The organism is Mycoplasma pogonae (genome assembly GCF_054170725.1).
Map to the genome: position 1 here is coordinate 141,099 of NZ_JBSWZS010000001.1, position 23,310 is coordinate 164,408.

The window sequence follows — 23,310 nt, forward strand, 5'->3', positions numbered from 1 at the left end:
TTACAGATTTTTTATTTATTTTTTAAAAATAATTAAATTTTTGGATATAAAAAATTTGCTAAATTTTTCGAATTAAATTACAAAATTTAAATACAAAATATTCTAAGATATAATTAGTAAAAATTTATGTAAGAAAAAATTAATTTATTTTTATTTGTTTCATTCTATCAACTTATCAATTAATTTATCTTCCAAAATCTTTTTCCCTCATTGGCCATCAGAAGGCATTAATTCTATAACACTTTTTTTCGATACTCCATATGTTTTTGCTAAATACTCAAGATTTTGCTCATAATCTTCTACAGTCACTTTTAAATTCTCATTTTTAAAAAAATTAGAAAAAATTATTACTTTTTTGACCGACTCTATAGCTTTTTCTTTTAATTGTAAGAAAAACTCATCTTCTGTAATTTTTTTTGTTTTTAAATATTGTTTTTTTGTTATATTTTTTTCTTCTAATGAATGTTCAAAAACAATATTAAGACTATAAATCTCTTCTGACAATAATTCATCAGAAATAGGGATTTCTGTTTCTTTAATAATATTATTTAATATTTTTTCTTTAAAATCTTGTTTTGCTTTTTTTGTTTTTTCATTTATTAATAAATTTTCTAAATAATCAGTAAACTCTTCAATAGTTTTTACATTATTTATTTTTAAAGATTTTACAAAATCATTATTTAATTCTGGAAATTTATATTTCTTAATGCTTTCAACTTTAAAATGTAGTGTTGATTTTCCATTGAAACATTTTTCAATTTTCTGAAAATTTTCATCAATATTTAACTCAATTTTTTGTTTAAAACCTTTTGTTTTTCCTATTAAAATTTTTTCAAGAACATCAAAATCGTTTGAACCAATTTTTATTTTGTAATTTTTGAGTGATGTTTTTTCTTTAATGTTTTTCCCTTTTATAAAAATAGAACCTTTAAAATCAAGTGTTACTACATCACCTAATTTAATTGGACCATTTGTTGATATTTCTGTCTTATATTCATCCAAAAATTCTTTAACTTTTTTTTGAACTTCTTTTTTAGTAACTTTAGGCCTAATAAATTTTATTCCTGTATTTTTGTACCCTTTTAAATCAATTTTAGGCAAAATTTCATAAATAACAAGAAACTCTAACTTATCTTCTGTCAATGTCTCAATTGAATAAAAAGGTTCATGTAAATTAAATTTTTCTTTTGATGCATTTTCTTCAGTTAATTCAACAAATTTCTCTAAGAATTGTTCAGCTGTTTTTTCCAAAAATTCTATTAAAGAAAAATTTTTATTAACTTGCATTATTGGTGCTTTGCCTTTTCTAAATCCCGGAATTACTGTATTTTTTAATATCTCTTTTTTAGCTTTTATTTGTGCTTCTTTTCAAGTTTGAGAATCACATTTACCATAAAAAATTAATTTTGTTTTTTCTTTATTTAATTTGCGCTTTAATTTCATTTTTATCTTTCTATTTTAAAATTTCTATTTTTTAATAATTTGCGACCAAGGCAGAGGATAGCCTTTTGGTGTGGGATCTAATTTTTGAAATTTAATTAAGTAATTGTCTTTATCAAGATTAGAAATTGTGATTTTCTCAATTTCAAAATTTAATTTTGGGATTACTTTTTTTAATTCTTTTGCTTTGGTTATCTCTTCACTAAATTTAGGTCCTTTTAAAAAACAAAATTGACTTTGTTTTTTACCAAGGTGATAACTAATTTGAATTAATTGCTTTAACTCAGTAACTGCTCGAGCTGTAATACAATCAAAAATATCATATTGCTTGACATCTTCAGCACGCGTTTGAATAATTGTTAAATTTTGTAAATCTAATTCTTGCTTTACTAAATTTAAAAATTTTACTCGTTTTGATGAAGGCTCATAAATTACAAATTCATGCTTGCCATTTAAATAAATTAAATAAGGAACTGAAGGAAAACCCACTCCAGCACCAATATCTAAAATTTTAGCATTATTTTGATTTGCTAAAAATTGATCAAAGCCAGCTTTTAGTAAAATGATAGATTCTAAAATCCCTTCCAGCCATAAACGTTCACCACTAAAACCGGTTAAATTCATTTTTTGATTTTCTCGCTCAATTAAAGCTACATATTTTTGCAGTTTTGCAAAAATTTCTAAATTATTAACATAAGCAGCAAATTTTTTTTCATTTTCCAATGTCATATTAAGACTCATTAAAAATTTTAGTACGTAATTTTTGGTAAATATCAGATACCGAATAGCCTTCTCAATGAGCTAGTATTACTTCTGAAATAAATGATGCTAATGAGGCAACTTCTAGTTTCGAAAATTGTTGCGCCAATTCATTAACGGAAGGTACTGAATCAGTCACAATTACCTTGTCAACAAAATCACAATTTTCAAAAAGTTCAAACCCTTTTGAAAATAGTCCATGTGTTGCAGCAACAATAACTTTTTTAGCTCCGTTTAATTTTAAAGCCTCCGCAGCTTTAATAATTGTTCCTCCAGTATCAATCATGTCATCAATGATAACTACATCTCGATTTTGAACATTACCAATCAATCCTAAAACTTCACTTTGATTAGGTCCGGTACGCCGTTTATCGATAATAGCAATTTCAACAGTGTTAGAAATAATTTCTGACAAAATTCGTGCTCTTACAGCTCCACCATGATCAGGCGAAACAATTGTAAATTTATTTGAGTATTTTTTAATATGTTCAGCCAAAACAAATTGACCACGTAAATCATCAACTGGAATATCAAAAAATCCTTGGATTGATGGGTTATGTAAATCAATTGCGATAATTTTATTTACACCAGCTGTACATAATAAATTAGCAATTAATTTTGCACTAATCGGTTGGCGCCCTTTGCTTTTTCGATCCTGGCGCGCATAACCATAGTAAGATAAAATTACATTAATACTTTTAGCAGAAGCTCGTTTTAAAGAATCAATAAAAATTAATAATTCCATAATATTTTCATTAACTGGTGCTGAAGCTGATGCAACAACATAAACATCGCAGTTTCTAACTGTTTCCACAGCATTGACTAAAATTTCCCCATCTGAAAAAACTGTTCTTTGTGTTTCTGAAACGGGAATTTTAATATGTTGAGAAATTTTTTGAGCTAATTCTTTTGAGTTATTCATTCCGAATAAAACTTGTTTTGAGTTATTAGGCATATTGCAACAATTTTAATCCTTTATTCATTTGATTTAGTTAATTTATTTAACACAATTATTTTACTATATTACTAGTTAAGATTAATAAAACTTAACTAACTTTTAAGATTTATTTGGAAACAAAAATTCACAATTGTATTAATTGATATAAATAATGGGCAAATTTAATAAATTTTTAATTTTAAAATACAAAAACACTAAAAGCAATTTTTTAGTGTTTTTGTTGTAAATGTTGAATTAGCAACCACATCTAAGCTGCTTTAATTATTTTTGTTTTAAATGGATTAAATCATTCCAAATAATCCCATTACAACTCCAGCAAATAATGGAACTGCAACAGGAATTCAAGCATAACCTCAGTCAACTTTTTTGTTAGCTTCAGGGTGTTTTAATAAAAATTTAGTTGTGATGTAAAATACCATTCTTGGGCCAAAATCACGAGCTGGGTTAATTGCATAACCAGTTACAGCTCCCAAACTCATTCCAATTGACATTACTAAGAAAGTTACAGGTAAAGGTCCCAAGCTTGCCAATGCATCTTGATTTTTCCCACGGCCAAAAGCAAGAATTAGTCCCAACAATACCATTGAGCCAACAAATTCATACGAAATATTTTGAACCAGTCCACCTTCAGCGTTACGAATATTTGGTCCAGTACAAGCACTAGCTTTAATAGTATCTAGATCATTTTCTTTTAAGTGTTTTCAGTTTAGGAAAAATAGTAAGCTTTGTGCTACCATTGCTCCTAAAACTTGTACAATAATGTAAACAATAAATCTTCAGAATTCAAAATTACCTTTTGAGGAAATTAAAGTAAATAATGAAACAGCGGGGTTAAGATGTGCATTACCTCCTAATGACAGCGAAACAACCACCCCCATCATTACTGCAAACCCTCATGCCATAGTGATGACAATTCATTTCCCGTGTTGGTTTCCATACATTTTTTTATAACTTACAGAAGCTACAACACCGTTACCTAGTAGCACTAGCACCATAGTACCTAAAAATTCAGATAAAATGTCTAAATTCATTAACTTCTCCTATTCTATATCTTTAACTCAATTTAACGTTCTTTTTACAGCCTCATTTCAACCTTTTAATAGTTTTTCACTTTCTGTAATTGTGATTTGAGGTTCAAATACTTGATCAACCTTAGCAATTTGTTTAATTTCATCAAGATCTTTTCAAAATTTAACTGCCAACCCCGCTAAGTAACATGCTCCCATAGCTGTTGTTTCAGTATTGATAGGGCGTTCCACTTTTAAACGAGAAATGTTAGCTTGGAATTGCATTAAGTAATTTGATTTAGTAGCTCCTCCATCCACTTTTAGCAGTTGAATTTTTTTTCCTAAATCATTTTCCATTGCTTTAACTAGGTCATTAGATTGATAAGCGATTGATTCTAATGTTGCTTTAACAATATGTTCAATTTTAGTTCCTCGTTCTAAACCAAAAATTGCGCCTCTTGAATAAGAATCTCAATAAGGCGCCCCCAATCCAGTGAAAGAAGGCACTACATATACCCGTTGATCATCATTTACTAGCGAAGCAAAAAAATCACTTTGACTAGAGTTATACATCATTCGCAAGGAATCTCTTAATCATTGAATTGCAGCTCCAGCAACAAATACTGAGCCCTCAAGGGCATAAACTGTTTTTTCATTTCCGATTTTTCAAGCAATTGTTGTTAGTAATTTGTGATTACTTTTCACCGCTTCAGTTCCAGTGTTAACAAGTGTAAAGCAGCCGGTGCCATAAGTGTTTTTAACCATCCCCACTTCAGTACACATTTGCCCAAATAAAGCTGCTTGTTGATCACCAGCTACTCCGGTAATTGGCACTTCACCAACTGCTGATTTTGATCACAATGAAGGTTCAACAGTTCCATAATAATCAGAAGAGGCTTTAACTTCAGGTAAAATGCTTCTCGGAATTTCTAACAAGTCTAAAATTTCTTGATCCCAATCTTGTTTGTGAATATCAAACAATAAAGTTCTTGAAGCATTAGAAACATCAGTTGCGTGTGTTTTACCATTAGTTAATTTTCAAATTAATCAAGTATCAATTGTTCCAGCTAGTAAGCTACCCTCAGCTAATTTCTTTGTAGCTTCAGGAACATTCTTTAAAATTCAGCGAATTTTTGTTCCACTAAAATAAGGATTAATAACTAATCCAGTTTTACTGCGAAACATTTCTTCATACCCTTGGGCAATTAATTCATCGCAGTATTCACTAGTTCTTCGATCTTGCCATACAATAGCATTGTAAACTGGCAATCCAGTATGTTTATCTCACAAAACAATAGTTTCTCTTTGGTTAGTAATTCCCAAAGCAGCAATATTATGTGATTTAATATTTAGTTGTCTTTTAACATTTTGCATTGTTAAAAGTTGGGTATTTCAAATTTCTAATGGATCATGTTCTACTCACCCCGATTTAAGAAAATACTGAGTAAATTCGTGTTGATTAACACCTAAAACCTTACCTTGATGATCAACTAAAATTGAACGACAAGATGTTGTGCCAGAATCTAGTGTAATGATGTATTTCTGTTCCATTCTATTTCCTTTTTTATTTTAATTTTTTTGCAATGTCAGTTGCTTTTAGCAGTTGATAAATTGCTTTAGCAATTGCTGGCGCTGCTGAAAGTCCTGGCGATTGCATTCCTGCAGCATTAACAAAGTTTTTATCAGCATGAGCTGATTGAATTACAAAGTCGTTAGTTGCGATATCAATTGGCCGCGAACCTGCTACAGTCATTACCGTTCGTTCCATTGGTAATGATGGAATTATTTTAGTTCCGATATGACCAATTAAATCAAACTTTTTCTTAGTAACTAATCTTGCATCAGCTTTTGCCACACCATCTTCAGCTGTTGGTCCTACTAAAACAAAACCAGCTAAAGTTGGGGCTACAATTACACCTTTACCATGTAATGTTGGCACCATAAAGCAAATTGAATTTACAATCCCATTAACTGAACGATCTAAATAACGATATTCGCCCCGTTTTGTAGTTTGTTTAAAGTCAGGATAACCTGCCATTGCTGCAATTTCATCAGCATAGTGACCAGCTGCATTGACAATTACTTTAGTTAATGCTTTATAAGGTTTATCACCATAATGGATTTGAAATAAATTTTTTTCTTGCTTTGCAATACTTACAACTTTTGCATTTGTTAAAGCAGTTACACCTCTTTTAATAGCTTTAGCAATAAATTCATTTGTCGCCGCCACTGGATCGATTGCATAAGAGTTACTACACATTAAAGCTCCCATAGCCTTGGGATTAACATTAGGCTCTTTCTTAAGTAATTCGGCATGAGTTAAAATTTTTAAGTGTTGTGCTTTAACCCCATTATCAAGCCCACGTTGATAAAGTTTGTGAACGTGATCCATTTCTTTTTTATTAAAAGCAATAACGAGTGAATCTACTTTTTGCCGCGGAAATTTAAATTTAGGGAAAATTTGTTTCTGTCACATAGTATTTCCCACAACATTTAAATGTGCTTCTAGTTTATGGGTGTCGGCATCAAAGCCACAATGAATTACTCCGGAATTTCCTGTTGTGGTTTCACCACCAAAAACACTATTTTTTTCTAATAATAAAATTTTGAGATTTTTATTCGATAGTTCATAAGCAATAGAGGCTCCAATAATGCCCCCACCGATGATGACAACATCATATTTTTCTTGCATATCATATTCCTTATATTTTATTAATTCAATTGTAATTATAAAGATAAATTTAAGAAATCAGCACTTTAATGAATAGAAAAAGAATTTTTTTCAAGAAAAACTAATAGAAATTTTGAAGTTGCATTAAAAAAGCACCCTTTTTCAAAAAAATGGTGCTAGAAAAAAGGTTCTCTTTTTTATAATTAAATCATCTAATGTAAATTAATTTACAGCTTTTTTATATAAAGAATTTTCTGCATATAGTTTTAGATATGTAAATTGTGGAAAGAAAAATTTCATAACTCTATATTTTTTATCATTAATATAAATGTCTCTAAATAAAAAACCTAATGAGATCAAGACTATAGCTCCAAATAGCACTACAAGACCCATTCCGTTTATTATTTGCCATGCCAAAGATAAACCAAAAAGTGCGCCACTAATCTCTTTCTCAATCTCTGTACCAGAAGCAAAATTAGCTCCTGTAATAAATGACATTGCTATAGGGGTTGTTATTAAACTACCCAAAAAAGCACTATATAAAGCACATCAAAGTTTTGCTTTAAATCCTAATTGTACACTATCGTGATTTCGATTCTTTTCTATAATGTTGATTTCCTTTTTAAAATAATAGAATCCAAAAGGTAATATACTAATAAAAAATTTTTTAACTGGTAAATTAAGTAATTTAACATATATAAAAACATTGTATATATTTAAAAATAATCATGATAATGAAACTACCAATATATAAATTCATAAATACATAAACAATGAAATATATGCATATTTTCATTGAAAAACTAAAATTAATAAAATTAAGCTAATTGCAGAAATTAATCAAAGTATATTTATTCAAATAAAGTTGTTTTTTATTTTCATTTTTTATAACTAGTCCCTATGGTCATAACCCTTGAATACACCGCTAGGAATAAATCCAAAAGTAAATCTATATGACAATGTATTTCTTTCGGGGTTATAGTGTACTAACTCCATTAAATGATTGTAATCAAAATAGCTAGAGACAAACCCTACTAATTTTGATATTCCTTCAACAATAGTAGCAAATGTTTTTATTTTATCATCTGCTACAACTTCTCCAACAAGAGAAGCTCCTTGCTCTGTTAGTTGAGAAAGTCAATTAATAGATGATGTGATTTCAGAAGCTGGCCTTAATTTATTTAGTCACCAAACAGTTTCACCTTTTGTAAGATTAACTCATAAATTAGCTCCTCATCATTCATGTTAAACCTTATCTATTTGGATTGGTATTCCTAAATAACCATATAATCTAATTTTAAAATCTGTTATTTTATTTTTTTCTTCTTCTGATAATTTATTAAAATCTACTTCACCTAAATCTTTGTACTTATCTATAAATTCTTTATATTCTTGTTTAAGTTCTTTTTCAAAATTTTCAGGTGAAAATAATGAAAAATCATTTTTTTCTTCTATATTTACGTTTTTTTGAACTACTACCGATGTGTCAGCAGACATAAGCCCTGCACCAGCAATTATTACAGGTGTTAATGAAATTAAACCTAAATTAATTGCTTTTTTCATTTTTTTCATAATAGCACTTCCTTTTAAAAAATTAAGTATATTTTAACTAATATACCCAATAATATTATATTACTTTATATTGCATTTTTAAAATTTGTTCTGTTTTAGAATTCAAAACAAAAAAGTTTTTTATATTATTAAAAATCACAAAAAATATCAATATTATAAAAATGCACATTATTAAAAAGTTTTAAAAAAGTAAGTATGAAAAAAGTTATTAATGTTGCTATAGCTATTTTTTATAAAAAAATAAACCTTTAAAAAGCATTTAACTCTTGACTAATATTCAAGTCAGGTCAACTTTATAAGGTTTATTTTTTTATAGTTTAAATTGTAATTTTGTAATTTATTTTTTATTAGGAATATTTACTTGATGAAAAAAGAAAAATTCGCGTAAGTGAATTCTATATTCCTTGCGGACTTGAGGTCCTTTAAATGATCATGCAATTGAAATAATTCATCAGATGAAATTACTAATAAATAAAATTGAGCCTACAAAAAAGGCAGTAATATGCAAGTAGTAAATTTCTATTAAACGATTAATGCCGTAATTATAAGCTTGTTGCATATAAAAAACTTTTCGTGCTGGGTCATAAATATTAATGCTGTTATTTAAATCTTCTTGAGCTAAATAACCAGCTTGAATTCGAGATTCAATTTGAATATCAATATAATTTTCAGTTCAAGTAATTCAAAATAAATATAAAGGAATAAAAATAAATAAGATTGATAAAAAGAAAAAAGCTAACTTAATAGCAAAAGAAGTTCTTCTGCCAATATATAGATTATCCAAACCTAATGGTCCACCCAATAAAGTTAACAATAAAAATTTTTTGTTACTTATCTTTTTCATTTTTTAATCCTATTTTATTTTGTCTAAATTAATATTTTATTCAATAATAATATCAAGCGACGATGTTTCTGTTAAAAAATCGCGCATATTTTCAACTTTGTCATCTTTTAAATCTTCAGCCTGTTGTTCAAGTATTTCGATTTTGTTTGCTGCAGTATTATAAGCGTTTGTTAAAGAAAAAGTTGATAACATTGTATTTAAAAAAGCAATAATTGATGTTAAAAAAGCAATAACAATAAAAACTCAAACTGAAGGTAAATACTGGTTTTTAGCAATTGAATAAGCCGAAAGAATAGACATAAATGCTGACATAATGATTAATGATAAATTTAAAAATAAAAATAATGCCCTTGATCTAATATATTTAATTTGAAATTTATCAACTGTTTTTTGTGCTTTTTGTCGCATTGGACTTTGATTATTATCATTATTAAAAATTTTATTTAGCATTTTGCTGTTTTTTCCTTGCTTTTATTTTTGTATTAGTTTGAGTGATTGTGGCAATTCTTTTAAAAAACAACATATCTCGTGTTTTAGAATCAGAATAAATACCTTCATTTAACTCATAAATTTTTTCTTCAAGCACAATATTGTTATAAATTTTAGTATTTGAAATTCAACGCTTACGCATCGCAAACAAAGCAATAATTCCAGTTAAAATAGAAGTTGCAACACCAATTCAAGATACAAAAATCGGTCATTGATCTACATCTTTACCATCAACATTAGCAACAAATAACTTTGTAATTACTGAAAAATGATCTGGAAATCTTGAAGAAGCTAATTTTACTGTTCCCATAATTGAAGAAAAAAATCCAAAAAATAATGAAAAAGTAGTTAAACCTCAAAAAGCAAATTTAAAAACGTTAGATTTAATTAATGTTTTTAATTTAATTTCTTTGACAAACTCCATTGGAGTGCTAGCAATTTTATATCTTTTTAAAAGCATTATTTGCCCCCCATAATTGCTTTAATAAATAAAGCTTTTTTAGAAACTTTTTTCTTGGCTAAGTAAACTTCTTCAATATTTTTTAAATCAGCTTCAAATTCTGCTAATGAATATTTTTCACTTTCATTTTCAACTTTAATAGTGATATATTCAATTTCGCGAATTGCTTGTTTATAATCTTGTCATTTCATTACTGCTGAAAAAATGGTTAAGGCCATATTAATAATAAAAGTTAAAACAATTACCGAAGCCAAAACAACCGTTAAACCAGCTGCATCTAAAAATGATTGATCTGGTTTATTAATTTTTAAATCAGTATTGTATCAGTGAATTTGTTGATAAATTGCAAAAGATGCTAAACCAATAATTATCAAGTTTAAAATTACTACTGTAATTCGAATAAATGTACTTGATATATATAAAATCTTTTCCTGTTTTTTTAATTTTGCTAATTTGCTATTAATGTAGGATAAAATTTCTTTTCTAACTTTACTCGAAGCCAACTTATTCACCTTTTGTTAATAATTTTACAAAAGAATCAGCATCAAGTGAAGCTCCACCCACCAAAGCTCCGTTAATGTCTTTTTGAGATAGTAATTCTCCTACATTAGTTGGAGAAACGCTGCCTCCATATTGGATTAGCAATTCCGGTGCTGTGATGTCACGAATAAATTTACATACTTTTTGAGCAATTTCAGGGGTTGCTGTTTTTCCGGTTCCGATTGCTCAAACCGGCTCGTATGCTACAACAACTTTTGAATAATCATTTAATCCTTTTAAAGATTCATTAATTTGTTTTGCAACAACTTCTTCGGTTTTTCCAGACTCATATTCTTCTAATGTTTCACCAACACAAACAACAGGTACTAGATTGTTATTTAATGCTTGATGCATCTTTTGGTTAACTACTTCATTTGTTTCATGAAAATATTCGCGTCTTTCAGAATGCCCTAAAATAACAAATTTCACTCCATAATCATGTAGCATCATTGCAGAAACTTCACCTGTGTAAGCCCCGGCATCATGTTGCGACATATTTTGAGCTGCTAGTTCCAAATTAGCAACATTTTTAAATGTTGGCAATAATGTAAAAGGAGCTGCAATAGCAAATTCTATATCATTAGCAATTTTAGTTTTATTTGCTTCATAAGCAACTCGGAAATCTTGTAAAAATTTTTCGGTTTCTGAAACATTTTTGTTCATTTTTCAGTTACCAATAATTAATGTTTTAAGCATTCTTCTCCTTATTGTATATCTAATTATTTTTCTAAAGCCGATTTAATTCAACCAGCTAAAACATCTTTCGGGTAATACTCAAACCCTTTATATAAAATTTCACCATCTTTTAATACTAAGTGAGTTGGCACTCTTAAAACTTGGTATTTTGTATTTTCATCACGAAATACTTTCGCTTCTTCGGCATCCACTCTAATGATTCTTACTTTATCATTGTCAGCAAATTCGGCCGCCACTTCATCAACAACTGGTTCCATCATGCGACAATCACCACATCACGCGGTAACAAATTCTAAATAAACAACTCCTGATTCAATTTCTTTTTGAGCATCTGCTCATTTTAAAAATTCAATTTTTGAATGCATTTTTAAGCCTCTTTCTTGTTATTCAAATGGATCATCAAATGGTAAAATTTCTTCTTCAACTTCAGGAATTGAAGTTGCTGCATTTGATAGATTTTGAGTTTCGATAATATCTTTTTCCACTGTTATTTCTTTGGATACATAACTAGATTCTGGTTGGTTTTGCGCTGCAATTATTTGACTTTTAATAACTTCTCGTTTTTTCTTAGATAAATTTTTAATTACAAATGTTTCATCTAAAAACTCATTATAAGTAGTTTTTTTTCTAAAAAATTTTTTTATTTTAAAAAATACAATTTTCCAATACATCGAAGTTAAAAAAGGTGATTTCCATTTTCTAGGAACAATATATAACAAAATTCAGCAAATTAGTACCACAATTCCAAATGTTAAAAGTGTCCAAATAGTTAATAACCAGGTAAAAAATGTATAAATAAACAAAGGAATAATTCCTAATTGTCAAACATTTGGTAAAAGATAATTTTCAGAATTAAAAATATTTCATCATTGCATAAAATTATCAGTTCAAATTTGATGATCCACAATATGATAATTATGGTTGTTTGTATAAATAAAATAACTTGGTACTCCAACAAAAAATAATGCTAATAATAAAACAATAATTCTTTTGTATCAAGTTATTAATCAATTAGGAGACTTTACAAAAATGTTTAAAAAAAGAACTGTAATTAATGCAACATAAATTACAGGCGATATAAAACCAAAAAGTGCTCCAAAAGTATAACTATGAAACATTGTTATATAAGGTTGATTAATAAAACTTACAACAAGTAAAAAAAGCAAAATTAAAATAAAAAAACTTGCTAAGTAATTACTTGAAAAAAAATTTTTTGCACTTATTTTTTTCATTTTTCTCCATATTTTGTAAAGCAAAAAAATTATAACAAAAGCAGCTTAAAGTTTTGCTTTTTGCTTATTATTGTCATTTTATGGATTGAAACAAAAATTGCTAAATTATAAAATTTTAATTATTTATAATAAATATAAGCAAAAGTCTTCTTATTTAAAAACTAGGAGTGTTAGAAATACAAAGTGTAATTTAAAAAACATAATAACTCCAAAATTTTAATAACTAAAAAAGATATATGCGTATTTTTATCATAAAAATTGTAAAAAAATAATGTAAATTTAAATTATTTTAAATGTAAAGTAAAAATTTTACATTTTTATAAAATGAATTTTTGTTTTTTTATATAAAAATGGAGGGGTAAAATAATTAAAATATTTAGTATATCTAATTTTAATTTAAGTAATTTTTAAAAAATATTTTTAATAGTTTTTGCAGCTTTTTATGTTTTCTCGTTAGCTTTAATACCATTATTTATTTCTAGAAAAATAAAATAAAGCAAAAAAATTCAAAATAAAATACAAGTAAAAATTAGTGAATTTTTAAACCATGACTTTGAAAAAAAGCTCACCAATTGATGAAAAAGTAAATATCATTAAACTTAAAATTTTTTTCGTAATTTTAAAATAACATATGGTATTATTGATGATTTTTAAAAATTAAATAATTTTAAAAAATAAGCTATTGTGAAAAAATTTCAAAATAAGGCCTATATTAATCTTTTATTTCAAAAATTCTTTTGATAGTAAATTAGTTTTTTTTTTTTTTTTTGCAAAAGCGTATAATTTTTATATTAAAAATTAAAGGGGTAATTAAAATGAAAAAATCGTTAAAATTAATTAGTTCATTAAGTGCTATTGCGGTTATATCAACTGCTACAGCACTTTTTGTTTTTCAACCTTGAAACACACAACAAAGTAGTCAAAATGGCTTAGCACCTAAAACTTTAAATTATAGTTTAGTTGCAAAAGCACCAATAAATACAGAAGAAAAAACAAAATTAGGCGAAGTTTCTTTAGTGAAAGTTGCTCAAGCCGAAGAGGCACAAAAAACCGAAGAAAAAGCCGCTGGAGCTAGTTCTGAAACAGCAACACCAGCAGCAAGAAAAACTGATGCCGAGTTGCTTTCTAACATTAAAACAAGCACAAACCCTGTTTTGGATGCTTATTTAAAAAAAGTCAAAGCTAATAAGTTATTAGAAATTGAAGAAGTCGAAACATTGGACACAACTAAAAAAGCAGATGTTTCAATAAATGAAGAGTTAGGAGGTTATGGAACATATAATCGCCAGCGAGGAACTTATAACGGCAAAGCGAGTGACAACACCTATAATCCAGGTGGACAAGAATCAACTCAAACAATGACTGCTTTAATTTATAGCAAGCAAAAATTTAAGGCTCTAAAAGCTGGTGCTACAAAGATTAAATCTGCTGACTTCAAATTTGTTGCAGTAAATAGTTTAGTATTTACTGGAGCTGAAATTTTAGAAATAGATGAGGATTTAAAAAAAGCTGCTGTTAAATTTATGAATGACCATTTAAAAGAAACAATTGAAAAATCAACTGGTTATGAAAAACAACGTTGAGAAGAATGAAAAAAAGTTGCTGAAGATAGAACTGTTGAAAATTTAACACAACAAGAACTTACTTGATTAAAACAAGGGATGTTCCCTACCTCTGCTTTTAGTTGAGGTTATAGACCGGCGTTTGTTAATACTTACGTTTATGAACAAACAAAGAAAAATTTAGATCGCTTTGTGCCTGTAGCTTCAAGTTCACAATTGGAGCAAGAAAAAATCTTTAATTTAGATTTTAATGGCAATTCAAGCACAGAAACTAAAAATAATTGAACTGTAAATACTAAAGCAATTAAATTGACAAGAACAATTAAAGCATATTTAAAAACTTATAAAAATTCTGAAAACGAAGTTCGTCATGTAATTGAAATTGTTAATGTTGACCCAATTTATGATTCAGGAGAATTTTTAAAATCTGTTAAAGAAAAAATTGGTAATTCTTTCAACGGTTTAGGAGTTGTAATTCGTAATGTAAATGAAGCTAAAGCAAAACATGTAGCTGATGTAGTTAAAAAATTACCGAATTTTGTTAAATCATTAACATTATTTTACGAAACATCTAACCCAATTGCAGTTAATGCTTTAAAAGATAATCCAAACTTTAGTGCTGAAAATCAACTATTAGAACTAAATATTGTTGGACCATATAATAACGGTAATCCAATTGATCAAAGCAAGGTTTTAAAAACTGTTAACCCTCAAGTTTTTACTAAAGTAAAACAAAGTACATTTAGTTATGGTACAAATGTTATTTTCACTAAATTCCAAGTGGGTAGCGAAGTTAACAAACAATTATTAGAAAACATTTTTAAATTTGTATATATCAAAGATAAAGATCGTAGAGAATTCCAAGGTGAATTTGGTAGTGGTGGGTATATCACTGATTGAGACTTATCAAAAACCCAATTAAGAGATTTAAATAATATTGAATTTCCACAATTAAATGAAGGACAAGCATTAAAATTAAAATCAGTTGTCTTTGCCCCAGTGGATGATCATAAATTATCTATGGATCTATCAGATTTATCAATAGATAATACTGACAAAATTTCAGCTCATGGTTCTGTAATGTATGGTACAGATGTAGAAAAACAACCTACAAAATTAGTTTTAGCCCAGAAATCAAAGCGCGCAACTCAAGATGATATCAATACCCTAGTAAGAGTCTTGAATTACTCATACAAAATACAAACAATTGATTTATCCAATGTAGCCGAATTAACTCAAGAAGTTGTTAAGGAAATGTTTGGTGAAGTTAATCGCAATGTAACTGTTAAAACTGTTGATGGTGAATTTACTGTTACTGCAAAAGTAAAAACAGAAATTAAAACTGAAGCTAAATAAAATTACTAGCTAAAAAGATTAGTGAAAAATCGCAAATGAACTTGCGATTTTTTAATTTAATTTTTAAATATCATAAAACTTAATTAAAACAATGGGTTCACGATCCATTAACCGGAAAAGTTTTTTCTTAATCATTTTACGAATTTTTTCTTGTGCTGTTTTGATATCAGCTAGTCCATTTTCACGATAATATTGTAAAACTAGTGATTTAACTAATTCATGAATTTCAGTTTTTTTCTCCTTAGTTATTAAACCAGCTGAAGCAATACTAATATCACCAATTAATTCTTTCGTTTTGTAACTAAATAATCAAGAAATAGACAGCATACCATCACGAGCTAATGTTTCTCTTTCGCGAATTACTTCTGAAGAAATGTCACCTACACCAAAACCATCAATAATTGTTTCGCCAACTTCTTTAATAATTCCTTTTTGAGAAAACAACTCTCCATTAACAAATGCTAAAGTTTTACCATTTTGTAATACAAAAGTTTTTCCAGCTGATAAACCAGCTTTTTGAGCCTCTTGAGCGGCTACAGTTAGATAACGATATAAACCTTGCAATGGAATAAAGTATTTAGGGCGCAAAAATTTGACAAGATCATAAATATCTTTTTTAGCAGGACGCATTGGATATAGCTGTGTTTCAGAAATATCAATTAAATTTGGGCATGTTTTAGCAATTTGGTCCAGCGTTTTGGCATAATCCACTTCTAGACCATTGACAGGAGGGGCTGCCATTACTACAGCATCAGTGCTTTTTAATTTTAAAAATACATCATTATTATCAGCAATTCTTAAAAAACGTTGGTATAGTCGTTCTACACTTCCAGATACAATTACTACAGCATTTTTAGTTTTATTTAACTTTTTATAGTCTAAAAATACTGGTAATGAATTTTTTGTAAAATCATCTAGCTCTGAAAGGTCTAATAACCGATTGTAATTTTTTCCATAAATAACGACAGGGCGTTTATGTTTTTTAGCCAATCCCAAAACTTCATGAATTAAATACATTTCCTCATCATAAGACCCAACAATGATACGGGCATTAGGGCTTGTTTGTTCAAAAAAACTTGATAGGGTTGGGGTAATATCGATTTTATTAAACGAATTGCCCAATAAATTAGCTTTTCCTGAATCTACAAATAAAGCCAATAATGGTTTATTATCTAATTTTCTTTTAATTAAATTTAAATCAGTTCTTCCAAAAATTCCAGCATTACCTAAAACAAAATTTAGTAAAAATAAAACATTGCCATCTTGAGTTTCAAAATTATAGCCATTAATCCCAAATAATGAACCAGCCAAGCCGATGGGATCAACATAAACTTTTCCTAGTTTAGTTTTTTTCTCAATTGTAAAAACCTTATAAGTGCCATTTTCAATTTTATATTTTGAAATTCGTTCTTCAATTACATGCTTAGAAAATTCTGAGCTATAAATTTTAGCATTAGGAATTTGCATTAACAACCAGGGAATTGCTGAAAATGATTCATTTTTTACATCGGTTATAAAAATCCCCCTAATTCGATGCTGATTTTTTTGTAAAAAATCAAAACTAGGAATAAGGGTATCAATTCCAGTTGCTGAGTTAATTGGAACTTTGGTTCCAGCATTGATAACAAATAAGTCATTGTCAATTTCTAAAACATAAGAGTTTTTCCCGTTTTCATCTAACCCACCTAGGGCAAAAAAGTTAATATTAGCCATCGCTTGAATGTTGTTCCTTTATCTAATTGGTATTAAATCTCATTATTGAAAATGTGTTTCACAGACAATTTAATTTATTTATTTAAATTAAAATTATAAAAAATTATAATATATAAATTTTTTATTAATAATAAAAAAATTATCCCTTCAAAATCAAGGTTAATAAAACTGGATTTTTTCTAGAAAAAAACAGAAAAAGCGGCACTTTATGTCAATACAAAGAATTTTATTGGTTAAACTAAAATGATTTTGAAAAAGTTTTAATTTTATGATAAAATTTAATTGCTACTCAAATTAAATTTTATTTGGGTAGCAATATTATTTTAGTTATTATGTTCATTATATTTTTGAAAAGAAGATAACTTCATATATCTGAATAATTAAGTATATGTTTTTATTTATTCATTTTTAAAAGTTCATTTATAATGTAAAAATATTTGTTTAATTTGTTTATTATTTTGTTATTATATTAAAATTTAAATTTTCTATTATTTGTGGTTTTGTATATTTTCTAAATTTATTTTGTTTTTGAAAATTTTGTATATGTATTATATTTAAAAAGCAGCCGTATAATAAGGCTGCTTTTTCATTTGCTTTTTTTTATGATGAGATAGGATTCAACATTACTGAATAAATATTTTCATCTTTAAGTTTTTGGCTAATATTATTAGCAAAAATCTTGTCTCCTTGCGATTGTTCATAAGTTCCGTAGAAATCATAAAAAATAGCGTTTTTAATGTTTCGTTTTACTAAATCAGGCGCCACAGAGGCGACGATACCCACAATTTCGCGTTTGGGATTAATTACCATTGAGCCAGAACTTCCGCCTTTAATGAATTTAGAGGCTTCATAAAAATTACGTTTCCCAGTTGTGTAAAGTTTACTATACATTGTATTGGGATCTAAACTACGAATTTGGTTGGCGATTAAATTTTTTAATTCCGCTTCGCTTCATTCATTACCAGGTCATTCTTGAGAAATATTAATTTTATTGCTCCACATTGAATTAAAAGCAGATTCTTGATAGTTTTGAATGTAATAAAGCACTTCATTGCTTTTAATTTCAGGTAAGTTAGGGATTCCTGATGGCTCAGTTGAGTATTCAAAACTACTATAATTATCAATTGGATTTTGCTTTAGAGCATCTTCATGCCCTAGTGTATTTGGTATAGAGCTTTTAAATAACGTTAAACCTCTTCAAAAAGCGCCTGATGGATAAGATCTTGAATTATACCTTTCTGCTTGATAAATAAATTGCTCATAACTATTTGGTTCAACTTCTTCATCATTAAAAGCTGGGTAACCTCCGGTATATAAATTGTAATTCTCATTTATTGGCCCAGAGCTATTCATTTTCATAAACAACTTATCTTCAGTTTTATCTCTAAAAGCTCTTAATAATTTTGGTCATGAAACAGCTAAGTCACGCTTTTTCAATTGCATTTTAAGAACCATAAAATCGGATCCTAAATTAGTGTAATTTACTTCTGAACCATTAGCTAATTTAACTTTAGTTTCATGTTTAGGAATAAAGAAAATGTTATTTAACAAATTTTGTTTTTGCTTTTCTAATGCTTGATTTGAACGGTATCAAGTTTTTAGTGAATTAAATCTTTTTCTTCAAACATTTCTGCTTTGGTGATTAAAGGCAGGAAAATTATTTGCAACATTAATTTTTTCGCTTGTATTTCTATATAGGTCATTTTTCTTTGTTGCACTTAAAAAAGGTAAAAGCCTTGGTAAGCGAATGCTATTAAAAAAGCCTGGAAAAAATGGATTTCGCATCGGACCTATTGGATTAATGTTGAAAAAGTCGCCATCACCAGGTAAATTATTACCACCACTTATAAATGAATTTTCTCCAAATTGTAAATTATTAATTTTGTGATAGTTTTCAAAAGCTCCAGCATAAGTTTGTCTAAATCCTTCATGGATTTGGGAATTATTTTTATTTCATTCAAAAGAAATTCGATACGGATCTAATAAATAGCTTTTACCATCTTCACTCAAAACAAAACCAGAAGCCATTGTTCCAACATGAACATTCGTTCCAACTAAATAAGTTAAATAATCATTTTTATCATCATTTTCATCAATTAATCTATCTAAAATTCAAGCTGTACCAATTGAGCGACTAGCCACAAATGGGCGATTTTTGTATAAAATACCATTGCTACTTGATGTGATATCGCTAAAATCATAATTACCATTTCTTCTAGTTACTCGAATAGAAACTGATTCATTAATAAGTGACAAGCTAAAAGTTAAGTCTTTAATATTATTATAATAGTCTTGACTCTTTCACAAACCATCACTTGGTGATAATTTTAAACCTCAGTCAATACCTTTAATTCTAAATGTTATATAACCAACACCTAATTCATCATCAAAATTTTTATATTCCACTTTTTCAATGTCATTTCAATTTAATTTTTTGTTAGGGATTGATGAAGTTAATACATTATTTAAAAATTCATTGTCATTAGATTTTTGTTTTTTTTCAAATTCATATTTTACTGCTAAAGGTGAAAAACCACTTTCATTAGTTTCCACAAAAGTTTTAATAAACTCTCTATTAGCAGAAAAACTTTCTTCAAGATCATCTTCTGGGTTTTTTTCAACTTTGGGACTATTTGCAACTGGTGGTTGTGGTGCTGGAGCAGGGGTGTTTGGTTGATTGTTTGTAGGAGGAGTTGGCTCCGGAATTGGAATTGGTGATTTATTTTCTTCATTATTTGGATTATCTAAAATATTATCTTCAGAAAAAATTCCAGGATTTTGTTGTGGTTTTTTATTAGGATTTTTACTATCAAAAATGTTGTTGCCACAAGCAACAACCACAACAGGTAATGTTGCAACTGCAACAACACTTGTTTTTAACAAAATTGATTTTAATCGTTTGAATCACAACATCTTAACCCCCAAAAATTAAATGTCTCCTGATTTATTAGTAATCAAATTTTAGTTATAAAATAAAATAATTATAAAACAAATTAACTTTATGTATAAATAGAAATCTTTATAAAAAGTTTGAAATTTTTTATTTAAAACTCTTTATAATATCAATAATTATGAAACAAAAGTATGACGCTATAGTGATTGGTGGAGGTCATGCCGGGATTGAAGCTGCTTATATTTTGGCAAAGAAAAAATTTCATGTTGCTTTAATTACCATTGATGCAACGAAACTAGCCAGCATGCCTTGCAACCCTTCAATTGGTGGCCCTGCCAAAGGAATTATTACACGAGAAATAGATGCTTTGGGCGGAGTCCAAGGTTATTTTTCTGATCAAGCTATGATCCAAGTGAAAATGCTAAACGAATCTAAAGGACCTGCAGTGCGAGCGATTAGAGCACAAATCGATAAAGATAAATATTCAGAAATTATTTATCAAGACATTCAAACTAACCCTTACATTGATGTCATTGAAGATATCGTTGAAGATATTTTAGTTGATGAAAATAAAAAAGTAACTGGAGTTAAAACTGGTAAAAAAACTCTTTTTTCAACTAATGCCATCGTAATTACAACAGGAACTTATATGGATTCTCGCATTTTACGAGGTGATGAAGTTTATGAATCTGGCCCAGATAATCAGCCTACTTCTAAAGGGATTTCGCAATTTTTGAAGCGCCAAGGTTTTAATTTATTGCGTTTAAAAACAGGGACACCACCACGAATTTGAACTGATTCGATTGATTTTTCACAAGTCCAAGAAGAAATTTTACAAAAGTCAGATTTAAAATTTAGTCGCCGTTCAAATATTAAGCTAGATAAACAAATTCACTGTTATTTAACTTATACAAATTCAGAAACCCATAAAATTATTAATGCTAATTTAGATCGTTCTTCGATGTATTCAGGACTAATTAATGGTGTAGGTCCGCGCTATTGTCCATCAATTGAAGATAAAGTTGTCCGTTTTAGTCATAAAGATAGACACCAAATTTTCTTTGAACCCGAAACTAAAAAAGGTGATTTAATGTACATCAACGGTTTATCAACTTCAATGCCCATTGATGTTCAAAAACAAATTATTGCTACTATACCAGGCTTAAAAAATGCTCGCATCGCTAAATGAGCCTATGCAATTGAATATGATGCAGTTGATCCATTACAAATTAAAAAGTCGTTAGAAACTAAACTAATTTCAGGGTTATTTCTAGCAGGGCAAATTAATGGAACTAGTGGTTATGAAGAAGCTGCCGCTCAAGGGTTAATGGCTGGAATTAATGTTGCTAGATTTTTAGAAAATAAAGAACCGATTTTAATTAATCGAAATGACGGCTACATTGGTGTTTTAATTGATGATCTAGTAACAAAAGGAACTAAAGAGCCTTATAGAATGCTAACTTCGCGTGCAGAATATCGTTTATTATTAAGAAATGACAATGCTGATATTCGTTTAGCAAAATATGCTTTAGAGGCCGGAACAATTAGTAACCAAGAATATCAAGACATCATTGCTAAATATGATTTAATCGAACAAAAAATTGAGCAACTATCTAAAGAATTTATTTCTCCTAATGAAATGATTGGAAAAAAATATAATATTTTAAATGGGCAATCTAAGCTAAAAACATTAATGCGAATTGAGGTTAATCCCAATGATATTTTAGAACCTGAATTTCCTTATATTGAAGAATTAACTACAATCGTTAGATTAGATGGATATATAAAAAAACAAAACCGCGAAGCTGAGAAAATGTTGCGATTAGAAAATTTAAAATTACCAGCCGATATCAATTGGGACAAAGTAGATAATTTAGCTACTGAAGCTCGCGATAAATTAAAAATGGTTTTGCCAACAACAATTGGGCAAGCTTCAAGAATTAGTGGTATTAACCCAGCTGATATCCAAATGATTATGTTTCATTTAGAGTTGCGAAATAAAAAAGCTAAAAATGAAAATTAATTTGTTTGTGGTTGGGAGTTTAAAACCAGAATTTAAACAAATCTTTAATTTGTATTTAAAGAAAATTCAACATTTTGCTAATGTTAATGTGGTGGAAATTCATGAAAGTAATGATTTAAATATCAAACAAAAAATTGATTGAGAAACCAAAAAACTTTTAGAAAAAATTAATTTAAATTTACCTACTTTTTTAACTTCGATACAAGGAAAACAAGTAACTTCAGAAGAATTTGTTAAATATTTTGAAACAAAAGAAGTTAATTTTATAATTGGTGGTTCTAACGGTGTTGATGAGACTCGATTTAAAAATAAATTACAAATCTCAAAAATGACTTTTCCCCACCAATTATTTCGAGTCATTTTAATTGAACAAATTTATAGAGCTTTAAGTATCAAAAATAATTTAAAATATCATAAATAAAACGAGGTTTTTAATGCAAAATTTATTTGACAAAATTAAAATTAAACCTAATAATTTAGATATTTATAATCAAGCTTTAACTCATAGTTCTTATGCAAACGAACATTCTCATTTTAAAAATTACAATATGTTGGAATTTTTAGGAGATAGCATTTTACAATTCCGTGTTTCTAATTTTATTTTTAGGAGCTATCCAGAAATAGAAGAGGGACAAGCAACTCTTTTGCGTGCTAATAGTGTTAATACAAAAGCGCTTGAAAAAGTTGCTATTGAACTAAATTTAACTAAATATGCAAAAGTTTCTAAAGGTGCAGCTAATATTTTGATTAATCCAAAAATTCAAGCAGATTTAGTTGAGTCATTAATAGCCGCTATTTATTTAGACCAAAATGAAGAAATTTTAGAAAAATTTTTAAAAAATTTTATATATGTACATGTAATTGAAGAAAGAAAGAAATCTTTTACTTCTTTAAAAGATCCAAAAACTATTTTCCAAGAATATGTTCAAAATCTTAGTGATAGTCCAATTGAATATCTTGCCAAAAAACAAGAAAATGGAAAATATTTGGCAAAATTAAAATACAAAGGTCAAATATTTGGTCAAGGATTAGGAAAATCTAAAAAAGAAGCAGAAACAGAAGCAGCAAAAGATGCTTTAAAAAAAATTAATATTG

21 protein-coding genes are annotated in these 23,310 nt (G+C 28.0%); 4 read left to right on the forward strand and 17 right to left on the reverse strand.

The features are described from left to right. Window positions 1-150: 150 nt before the first annotated feature. The 15 genes from tig to ACW95P_RS00585 all read right to left on the reverse strand — a co-directional run bounded on the left by tig (window position 151) and on the right by ACW95P_RS00585 (window position 12,668). Window positions 151-1,443: a trigger factor gene (gene tig, locus ACW95P_RS00515; protein ID WP_457961268.1), complete on the reverse strand. Its 1,293-nt coding sequence runs from the start codon at window positions 1,441-1,443 to the stop codon at window positions 151-153. 24 nt (window positions 1,444-1,467) lie between these two features. Then, window positions 1,468-2,169, reverse strand: coding sequence for a 16S rRNA (guanine(527)-N(7))-methyltransferase RsmG (gene rsmG / locus ACW95P_RS00520; RefSeq protein ID WP_457961269.1), 702 nt, complete (start codon window positions 2,167-2,169; stop codon window positions 1,468-1,470). A gap of 1 nt (window position 2,170) precedes the next feature. Continuing rightward, window positions 2,171-3,154 carry a ribose-phosphate pyrophosphokinase gene (locus tag ACW95P_RS00525; protein ID WP_457961270.1) on the reverse strand — a complete coding sequence of 328 codons (984 nt, stop codon included), beginning with the start codon at window positions 3,152-3,154 and terminating at the stop codon, window positions 2,171-2,173. A 284-nt stretch (window positions 3,155-3,438) separates the two neighbouring features. Next, the gene (locus tag ACW95P_RS00530; protein WP_457961271.1) at window positions 3,439-4,188 is read right to left on the reverse strand and encodes an MIP/aquaporin family protein; all 750 of its coding nucleotides are present in this window, start codon (window positions 4,186-4,188) and stop codon (window positions 3,439-3,441) included. Between the two features lie 9 nt (window positions 4,189-4,197). Continuing rightward, on the reverse strand, window positions 4,198-5,715 hold the full coding sequence (gene glpK / locus ACW95P_RS00535) for a glycerol kinase GlpK (protein ID WP_457961272.1): 1,518 nt from the start codon (window positions 5,713-5,715) through the stop codon (window positions 4,198-4,200). Between the two features lie 13 nt (window positions 5,716-5,728). After that, window positions 5,729-6,856 (reverse strand): type 2 glycerol-3-phosphate oxidase, encoded by a 1,128-nt coding sequence (gene glpO, locus ACW95P_RS00540; protein WP_457961273.1) that lies wholly within the window; start codon window positions 6,854-6,856, stop codon window positions 5,729-5,731. Between the two features lie 201 nt (window positions 6,857-7,057). After that, window positions 7,058-7,582, reverse strand: a complete 525-nt coding sequence (locus ACW95P_RS00545; RefSeq protein WP_457961274.1) for a hypothetical protein — start codon at window positions 7,580-7,582, stop codon at window positions 7,058-7,060. A gap of 498 nt (window positions 7,583-8,080) precedes the next feature. Continuing rightward, on the reverse strand, window positions 8,081-8,407 hold the full coding sequence (locus tag ACW95P_RS00550) for a hypothetical protein (protein WP_457961275.1): 327 nt from the start codon (window positions 8,405-8,407) through the stop codon (window positions 8,081-8,083). A 337-nt stretch (window positions 8,408-8,744) separates the two neighbouring features. Further along, on the reverse strand, window positions 8,745-9,251 hold the full coding sequence (locus tag ACW95P_RS00555; RefSeq protein WP_457961276.1) for a hypothetical protein: 507 nt from the start codon (window positions 9,249-9,251) through the stop codon (window positions 8,745-8,747). Window positions 9,252-9,287: 36 nt separating this feature from the next. Next, on the reverse strand, window positions 9,288-9,701 hold the full coding sequence (locus ACW95P_RS00560) for a hypothetical protein (RefSeq protein ID WP_457961277.1): 414 nt from the start codon (window positions 9,699-9,701) through the stop codon (window positions 9,288-9,290). Next, complete coding sequence (locus tag ACW95P_RS00565; protein WP_457961278.1) at window positions 9,691-10,200, reverse strand: hypothetical protein; 510 nt, start codon at window positions 10,198-10,200, stop codon at window positions 9,691-9,693. The genes ACW95P_RS00560 and ACW95P_RS00565 overlap by 11 nt, the downstream gene beginning before the upstream one ends. Further along, a complete protein-coding gene (locus tag ACW95P_RS00570) occupies window positions 10,200-10,703 on the reverse strand; it encodes a hypothetical protein (protein ID WP_457961279.1) in 504 nt (167 codons plus the stop codon). Before ACW95P_RS00570 ends, ACW95P_RS00565 begins: the two co-directional genes overlap by 1 nt. A gap of 1 nt (window position 10,704) precedes the next feature. After that, window positions 10,705-11,436 carry a triose-phosphate isomerase gene (tpiA, locus tag ACW95P_RS00575; RefSeq protein WP_457961280.1) on the reverse strand — a complete coding sequence of 244 codons (732 nt, stop codon included), beginning with the start codon at window positions 11,434-11,436 and terminating at the stop codon, window positions 10,705-10,707. A gap of 23 nt (window positions 11,437-11,459) precedes the next feature. After that, window positions 11,460-11,801, reverse strand: a complete 342-nt coding sequence (locus tag ACW95P_RS00580; RefSeq protein WP_457961281.1) for a thioredoxin family protein — start codon at window positions 11,799-11,801, stop codon at window positions 11,460-11,462. 18 nt (window positions 11,802-11,819) lie between these two features. Continuing rightward, window positions 11,820-12,668 carry a hypothetical protein gene (locus ACW95P_RS00585; RefSeq protein WP_457961282.1) on the reverse strand — a complete coding sequence of 283 codons (849 nt, stop codon included), beginning with the start codon at window positions 12,666-12,668 and terminating at the stop codon, window positions 11,820-11,822. 815 nt (window positions 12,669-13,483) lie between these two features. On the opposite strand from ACW95P_RS00585, the gene ACW95P_RS00590 reads away from it, so the two are divergent. Then, window positions 13,484-15,586 (forward strand): hypothetical protein, encoded by a 2,103-nt coding sequence (locus tag ACW95P_RS00590; protein ID WP_457961283.1) that lies wholly within the window; start codon window positions 13,484-13,486, stop codon window positions 15,584-15,586. A gap of 63 nt (window positions 15,587-15,649) precedes the next feature. Here ACW95P_RS00590 and ACW95P_RS00595 read toward each other — a convergent pair whose 3' ends face one another. After that, on the reverse strand, window positions 15,650-17,299 hold the full coding sequence (locus ACW95P_RS00595) for a ribonuclease J (protein WP_457961284.1): 1,650 nt from the start codon (window positions 17,297-17,299) through the stop codon (window positions 15,650-15,652). A gap of 600 nt (window positions 17,300-17,899) precedes the next feature. Continuing rightward, window positions 17,900-20,212: a DUF31 family putative serine protease gene (locus tag ACW95P_RS00600; protein ID WP_457961285.1), complete on the reverse strand. Its 2,313-nt coding sequence runs from the start codon at window positions 20,210-20,212 to the stop codon at window positions 17,900-17,902. 158 nt (window positions 20,213-20,370) lie between these two features. On the opposite strand from ACW95P_RS00600, the gene mnmG reads away from it, so the two are divergent. The 3 genes from mnmG to rnc form a co-directional block, all read left to right on the forward strand. Continuing rightward, complete coding sequence (mnmG, locus tag ACW95P_RS00605; RefSeq protein WP_457961286.1) at window positions 20,371-22,215, forward strand: tRNA uridine-5-carboxymethylaminomethyl(34) synthesis enzyme MnmG; 1,845 nt, start codon at window positions 20,371-20,373, stop codon at window positions 22,213-22,215. Beyond that, entirely contained in the window at window positions 22,205-22,636 is a 432-nt protein-coding gene (locus ACW95P_RS00610) for a 23S rRNA (pseudouridine(1915)-N(3))-methyltransferase RlmH (protein WP_457961287.1), read from the forward strand. The genes mnmG and ACW95P_RS00610 overlap by 11 nt, the downstream gene beginning before the upstream one ends. Before the next feature lie 13 nt (window positions 22,637-22,649). Then, window positions 22,650-23,310, forward strand: a 661-nt coding sequence (gene rnc / locus ACW95P_RS00615; RefSeq protein ID WP_457961288.1) for a ribonuclease III, incomplete at its 3' end; no start/stop codon positions are given.